Origin of the sequence: Enterovibrio norvegicus, assembly GCF_002876705.1 — a bacterium.
GTDB classification, from domain to species: Bacteria; Pseudomonadota; Gammaproteobacteria; order Enterobacterales; family Vibrionaceae; genus Enterovibrio; species Enterovibrio norvegicus_B.
In genome coordinates this window covers 1-6,697 of sequence record NZ_MDAG01000032.1, presented here as the reverse complement: position 1 = coordinate 6,697, position 6,697 = coordinate 1, and the positions used below count along the sequence as shown (strand labels likewise).

At 45.7% G+C, this 6,697-nt stretch carries 7 protein-coding genes and 4 tRNA genes; 4 read left to right on the top strand and 7 right to left on the bottom strand.

The genetic code is table 11. The annotated features are described in order from the left end of the window. From BCT27_RS16485 to BCT27_RS16465, 5 genes are all read right to left on the bottom strand, one after another. A partial coding sequence (locus BCT27_RS16485) for a GTP-binding protein (protein WP_241905164.1) occupies positions 1-302 on the bottom strand: 302 nt, incomplete at its 3' end. A gap of 107 nt (positions 303-409) precedes the next feature. Then, positions 410-485 (bottom strand) — tRNA-Thr (locus BCT27_RS16480). A gap of 10 nt (positions 486-495) precedes the next feature. Next, positions 496-570, bottom strand: a tRNA-Gly gene (locus tag BCT27_RS16475). Positions 571-610: 40 nt separating this feature from the next. Continuing rightward, positions 611-695, bottom strand: a tRNA-Tyr gene (locus BCT27_RS16470). A gap of 22 nt (positions 696-717) precedes the next feature. Continuing rightward, a tRNA-Thr gene (locus tag BCT27_RS16465) sits at positions 718-793 on the bottom strand. Positions 794-1,003: 210 nt separating this feature from the next. On the opposite strand from BCT27_RS16465, the gene coaA reads away from it, so the two are divergent. Next, positions 1,004-1,939, top strand: a complete 936-nt coding sequence (gene coaA / locus BCT27_RS16460) for a type I pantothenate kinase (RefSeq protein WP_102316827.1) — start codon at positions 1,004-1,006, stop codon at positions 1,937-1,939. A gap of 32 nt (positions 1,940-1,971) precedes the next feature. On the opposite strand, the gene birA is transcribed toward coaA, so the two are convergent. Together birA and murB are read right to left on the bottom strand one after the other, a co-directional pair. Further along, a complete protein-coding gene (gene birA / locus BCT27_RS16455; RefSeq protein WP_102396280.1) occupies positions 1,972-2,937 on the bottom strand; it encodes a bifunctional biotin--[acetyl-CoA-carboxylase] ligase/biotin operon repressor BirA in 966 nt (321 codons plus the stop codon). Further along, the gene (gene murB, locus BCT27_RS16450; RefSeq protein ID WP_102396279.1) at positions 2,925-3,971 is read right to left on the bottom strand and encodes a UDP-N-acetylmuramate dehydrogenase; all 1,047 of its coding nucleotides are present in this window, start codon (positions 3,969-3,971) and stop codon (positions 2,925-2,927) included. Before murB ends, birA begins: the two co-directional genes overlap by 13 nt. Positions 3,972-4,085: 114 nt before the next feature. On the opposite strand from murB, the gene BCT27_RS16445 reads away from it, so the two are divergent. From BCT27_RS16445 to BCT27_RS16435, 3 genes are all read left to right on the top strand, one after another. After that, positions 4,086-4,490: a GNAT family N-acetyltransferase gene (locus BCT27_RS16445; protein WP_017016177.1), complete on the top strand. Its 405-nt coding sequence runs from the start codon at positions 4,086-4,088 to the stop codon at positions 4,488-4,490. Between the two features lie 108 nt (positions 4,491-4,598). Continuing rightward, entirely contained in the window at positions 4,599-5,948 is a 1,350-nt protein-coding gene (gene pssA, locus BCT27_RS16440) for a CDP-diacylglycerol--serine O-phosphatidyltransferase (RefSeq protein ID WP_102396278.1), read from the top strand. 10 nt (positions 5,949-5,958) lie between these two features. Beyond that, complete coding sequence (locus tag BCT27_RS16435; RefSeq protein WP_102396277.1) at positions 5,959-6,582, top strand: nicotinamidase; 624 nt, start codon at positions 5,959-5,961, stop codon at positions 6,580-6,582. Positions 6,583-6,697: the final 115 nt, after the last annotated feature.

Genomic DNA, 6,697 nt, shown 5'->3' with positions numbered 1-6,697 from the left:
CCGTCCATTTGCGCAGCACCGGTGATCATGTTTTTAACATAATCGGCGTGTCCTGGGCAGTCTACGTGTGCGTAGTGACGAGAAGGAGTATCGTATTCTACGTGTGACGTAGAAATGGTGATGCCGCGCTCGCGCTCTTCAGGAGCGTTATCGATAGATGCGAAGTCACGTGCAGAACCGCCGTATACTTTAGAAAGTACAGTACAGATTGCTGCAGTTAGAGTGGTTTTACCGTGGTCAACGTGGCCGATAGTACCAACGTTAACGTGCGGTTTCGTACGTTCAAATTTTTCTTTAGACATGACAGTCCCTCTAAGCACGGTATTTTGGTGGTACGACGACCACACAACCAACAATTGGATTTTGTTGAGAATAAATCAAACGGCTTGAGTAACTTGTAAGAGAAAGATGGTGCTGATACCCAGATTCGAACTGGGGACCTCACCCTTACCAAGGGTGCACTCTACCAACTGAGCTATATCAGCACTTTAGAATTGGAGCGGGCAGCGGGAATCGAACCCGCATCATCAGCTTGGAAGGCTGAGGTAATAGCCATTATACGATGCCCGCTTTCAGTTTCTCGTAGAGCTATTCAAACTATTTGAAATGATGGTGGTGGGAGAAGGATTCGAACCTTCGAAGGCGGAGCCGTCAGATTTACAGTCTGATCCCTTTGGCCACTCGGGAATCCCACCAAATTGTTTTGTATTGTCTTAATGGTGCCGGCTGCCGGAATCGAACTGGCGACCTACTGATTACAAGTCAGTTGCTCTACCAACTGAGCTAAGCCGGCGACAAGTGCTGCGCATTCTATGCAATGATTTTTGACGTTGCAACCGCTATTTTAAAAAATTCCTTCAATTCAGTTCTCGTGGGACATTTTTTCACCAATTCATGTGCATTTTTAGCAGTATGAACGCATGCTAGGCACCCATCGCGCTTTAACAATTCGTGGGGATAATGTATTGTCGCTTTCCTTAGTTAAAACAGATTCATTGGTATCATGAGCGACTTGTTAACGCCTTTTTTGTCATTTAATCGCCAGCAATGGTCAGAACTCAGAGATTCAGTGCCGATGACACTGGATGAGGCTGATCTCGAAAAGCTGCGCGGAATAAATGAGCATTTGACGATGAATGAGGTGCGAGACATCTATTTACCTCTCTCACGTCTTTTGAATCTGTATGTCAAAGCAAGGAAAGGGCGCACTCAAGTCCTTGAACACTTCCTCGGTCAAAAAGACAATGCCGTTCCTTATATTATCGGTATTGCAGGCAGTGTGGCGGTGGGCAAGAGTACAACGGCACGCTTGCTCAAGGCCTTACTTGAACGCTGGCCTGAACATCCGAAAGTTGCACTAGTTACTACAGATGGTTTTCTTCACCCGAATGATGTTCTAAGAGAACGGAACTTGATGAAGAAGAAGGGCTTTCCAGAATCTTATGATATCCGCAAACTCGTGCAGTTTGTCGCCGATGTGAAATCGGGCAAGTCTTGTGTTGCAGCACCGGTCTATTCGCATCTGGTTTATGACATCACAGAGCAAATTAAAGTTGTCGAACAGCCTGACATCCTTATCGTAGAAGGCCTTAACGTCCTGCAATCTGGCATGGACTACCCTCACGATCCACACCGCGTCTTTATTTCAGACTTTCTCGACTTTTCAATTTATGTCGATGCCGACATTTCACTATTGAAGAATTGGTATATCGAACGTTTCATGGCGTTTAGAGAAGGGGCATTTAAAGACCCATCTTCTTACTTCCACCATTACACGAAGTTGTCACACGACGAAGCACGTGAGACGGCATCGGGGATATGGGAAGAAATCAATGGTAAGAATTTAGTTGAGAATATCTTGCCGACTCGAGAGCGCGCAGGGTTAATACTCCAAAAGAGCAACAACCATGCAATACAGACAGTGATGGTAAGAAAGTAATCGCGACATCAGCGACATTGTGTTGGCGTTAACTACACATCAGCACGAAGGCTAATCTCACCACCAAGGTAAGGCGTAATTCCCGCTTCGGTTTCAAGCATCAATGCGCCTTGCTCGTTAATTCCTCTCGCAATACCTTTGACTTCACGTTCGCCAAGGATCAACTTCACCGCTCGGTCTTTGAAATTATCGTACTTATCCCAGCGTTCTACAAAACCATTCATGCCAGAGATTTCGTACTCTTTGAGCGCATCAATCACGCCATTGATCAGTGCAGCTGCAAGCGTATTTTTATCTGGTAGCGCAGATGACGTGTCTTTTAGGTTTGCCCACTGCTGGTCTACAGAATCTGTTTCGGGCATCGCGACATTCAACCCCATTCCAATGACCAAATGAGCAGCGTCACCCGCTTGACCTGTCATTTCAACCAAAATACCAGCCAGCTTTTTATCTTGCCAATAAAGGTCATTAGGCCATTTTACTTTTACACCTTCAGCACCAAGCTTGTTCAACGTTTCAGCCATAGATACACCAACCACTAAGCTCAGTCCCATCGCAGCGGCCATGCCTGCATCCAAACGCCAGTACATAGAAAGGTATAAGTTTGCACCATAAGGTGAGAACCACACGCGTCCACGTCGCCCCCTCCCTGCTTGTTGATACTCAGCCAAACAACTTGTTCCTGACGTCAATTGCCCTACACGATCGAGTAAATACTGATTGGTTGAGTCAATAACGGGAACAAGGGAGAACGTTGGAACATTCAATTTCGATTGCAATGAGGCTTCATCAAGAAGATCCAGAGGTGCAGGTAGACAGTACCCTTTCCCTTGAACCCGAAATACATCCACTCCCCACTGTTGGAGTACCTTGATGTGTTTACTGATTGCAGCTCGACTCATGCCAAGTTCTTGGCCCAACACCTCACCAGAATGAAACTGACCATCTGACAGTTTTTTGATGAGTGCAAGTCGTGGCGAGTTATCTAACGCAGGCATATTGCCTCCAAAGAGGTTTCTTCCGTCGCCCCGATAAAGCGCACTTCATGCTCGAGTTCGACACCAAAAGACTGATAAACCGTCTCAACTACATGCTTGGCCAGTTGAACAACATCTTGAGCTGACGCATTTCCTGCATTTATCAAAACCAGCGCTTGCTTATCATGAACCGCTGCACCGCCGAGCTTGTGCCCTTTAAGACCGGCTTTTTCTATTAGCCAACCCGCCGCAAGCTTCATTTGATTGTCACCTGCTGGATACGCGGGCATGTCTGGATATTCTTCTTGTATCTTGTTACCCAATGAAGCAACAACAACTGGATTTTTAAAAAAGCTTCCGGCATTGCCCAATACATAAGGGTCAGGAAGTTTTGCACGACGAATCTCGCAGACTTTATTAAAGATAGCTTGAGCGGAGACCTCTTGTTGCGTAGCAAGATCAGACAAAGCACCGTAACCAAGAACTGGTTCCCATGCTTTTGCTAGTTGAAGTCCAACAGCCACAATCACATAACCATGTTTTAGCGATTGTTTAAATATTGAATCACGATAACCGAAGGCACACTCGAGCGCAGACAATCTCTGAATGTTACCCGTGTCCAAATGCAAGACATCGACATACTCACATCTATCATTCAATTCAACACCATAAGCACCGATATTTTGGATTGGCGCAGAGCCGACAAGCCCGGGGATGAGTGCGAGATTTTCGAGTCCAGGCATGTTTTGTTCAACGGTCCAACGAACCAGTTCATGCCAATTCTCACCACCCGCAACATGTAAGTGCCAATGCGTGTCTGTTTCTGAAACCGAAATACCTTTCAGGCGATTGAGTACCACTAAACCTTCAAAGTCTTGGCAAAAAAGCAAATTACTTCCTTCTCCGACAATCAACTTTGAAAGCGTCTTATACGCATCGTCGCGCCAGATCGCTAAGAAATCCTCAGTGCTTTGCGCGGCGATAATTTCTTTCGCATGCACATCCAAGCCAAAAGTATGAAAGGGTTTTAGTGATGTATTGCTGTGTGCTTTCATTCGCTTATCGGTTTCGTTTTCATAAGGTCTTAGCCGTGTATACTACCCCATCCACCCTGAATTCACAGTGATTTGATAGCCGTGACTGATTACACATACTCTCTTTTAAACCCTATGCGATTTCCTCTTGTTGCGCGCTTTTATAAAGCCTACTACCCATCGGGAAAACCCAAAAAAGATGAGATCATTTGGACGGTAGAGAGTCCTCAAGGGATATGCGGTGCCGTTAGGTTCAAGCAGTTTGAAACATTCCAATTACTCACGGGTATGCTGGTTACTCCAGAGCTCAGAAGAAAAAAACTCGGAGATGCGTTACTCGTCTCTTGCAAAGAACAAATCGAAGCAATGCAGTGTTATTGCTTGGCATTTAGCTACCTAACACCGCTATACGAAGCGCAAGGGTTTAAAGTGATTGAGGCCAATGCACTTCCAGAACAACTGCGTGGGCGCTATGCGAGTTATTGCAACAGTGGTAAAGATCTTATTCCAATGAAGCATCTTTCTTCATCACAATGCTAAATCGAGAGAGCAGACACATCAGGATGGCTTGAAATCGCGCAATATCTGGTACAATACAAGGTTTGATTTTCGTTATCCCGACATGTCGTCGAACTGAATGAGGCAACAATGGATTCAGCTACTGCAAACAAGCAGTTGATCGATCAGCTTCCAAGAATTGCGCATCGTCCTGACCAGTTAGAAACACTGCTGGACGCTGCTTCGTTTAGAGAGCGCTTGCTGCACGAAATCGCACAAGCCAAACATCGTATCTACCTCGTTGCGCTTTACCTTCAAGATGATGAAGCGGGACGCAGCATTCTTGATGCGCTGTATGAAGCCAAGCAAAAGAACCCGGTACTCGACATTAAAGTATTGGTTGATTGGCATCGCGCTCAACGCGGGCTAATCGGTGCTGATAAATCAGATGGCAATGCCGCGCTTTATCGCCACTATGCGGAAAACTACACCCACAAAATTGACGTTCTCGGTGTACCTGTTAGAAACAGAGAAGTCTTTGGTGTACTTCACCTTAAAGGGTTCGTCATTGACGATAACGTTATCTACAGCGGCGCAAGTTTAAACGATGTTTACCTTGCCCAGCACGATCGCTATCGCTATGACCGCTACCATGTCATAAAGAACAAAGCGCTTGCGGACTGCATGGCGAACTTCATCGGCAACACACTCGTTGCAAGTGATGCGGTAAATTGCCTTGCACAGCCAAATCGTCCTGAGACGAAAGTATTGAAGTCTGCGATCCGAGATCTTCGCGCCCGCTTACATTCAGCAAGCTATAGTTTTATTTCTCAACACATCAACGAAGAACAAGTTGGCCTAACGCCAATGGTAGGTTTAGGTAAGCGTAAAAATTATCTAAACACGCAAATTTGTACGTTGATCGCCAGTGCTCACGAAGAGCTCATCATTTGCACCCCATACTTCAATCCACCACGAAGCGTCATGCGTGAAATTCGTCGAGCGTTGAGCCGCGGTGTTGTTGTCACGATCATCATTGGCGACAAAACAGCAAATGACTTCTACATTCCGCCAAGCGAGCCTTTCAAAACGATCTCGGGTTTACCTTATCTTTATGAGATTAACCTTCGCAATTTCGCTCGGAAAAATGAGGCAGCCATCGCTAAGCGTCAACTGCGCATCAACCTTTGGAAGCACGATGATAATAGCTTTCACCTTAAAGGTATTTGGGTCGATAGATCGTATATGCTCCTCACGGGCAACAACCTAAACCCTCGCGCTTGGAAGCTAGATTTGGAGAATGCGATTCTGGTTCATGACCGTCATCGCCTTCTTGAAGCACAAATGCAAAATGAGATCGACACGATCCTAGCGCATACTCAGCTTATTGGCAGCTACAAACAAATCGAGAAACTTGAGCATTATCCTCCTCAGGTGAGAAAGCTCTTAAAGCGAATCCGCCGTGTTAGAGCCGACCATTTACTAAATCAAATCCTTTAAGGAGAAAGGTGTGATTGCGTCAATTGATGTCGACCCTCAAAAAACATTTACGCCACTTTGTCCGAGTGAGCTTCCTGTAATTGAAGGCGATAAAATTGGACCTGCATTAAACAAGCAGGCAGAAAAAGCAGTTTTTCGTGTACTAACAAAAGATGCCCATCCTGCGAACGCAGTATGGGTTGTTGATACGCCAGAAGAAATGCTTACGCCTTTAGACCACCCAAATGCCGATTTGACTTGGGTATCTCACGCTGTACCTGGAACTGAAGGATTTGAAATCATACCAAGTCTCCCGGCTGTTACTGAATACGATCACGTCATCTGGAAGGGTGTAGAGCCAAACCTTCATCCTTACGGCGCCTGTTTCCACGATATACAAGAGAAGCTAAGTACAGGCTTAATAGAGTGGCTTGCTATTAAAGGTGTAACGACAATCTTAGTCGGCGGCCTAGCAACAGATTACTGCGTAAAGACAACGGCTCTTCAACTCAAGCAACACGGACACTTTGATGTTTGGGTTAACCTAGAAGCATGCAGAGGCATCGCGGAGGAAACAACGATAGCAGCCTGTCTTGAAATGTCAGAGGCCGGCATTCATGTCATCCAATCTCTAGATGAATTCTCTATTATATAGCTTCTATCTAAATGGTTTATGTACTCTAAAAGCACTGCGTTAAGCGGTGCTTTTTTATATCTGATAATCAAGCGAGAATGCGAGAATGCGAGAATGCGAGAGTGCGAGAGTGCGA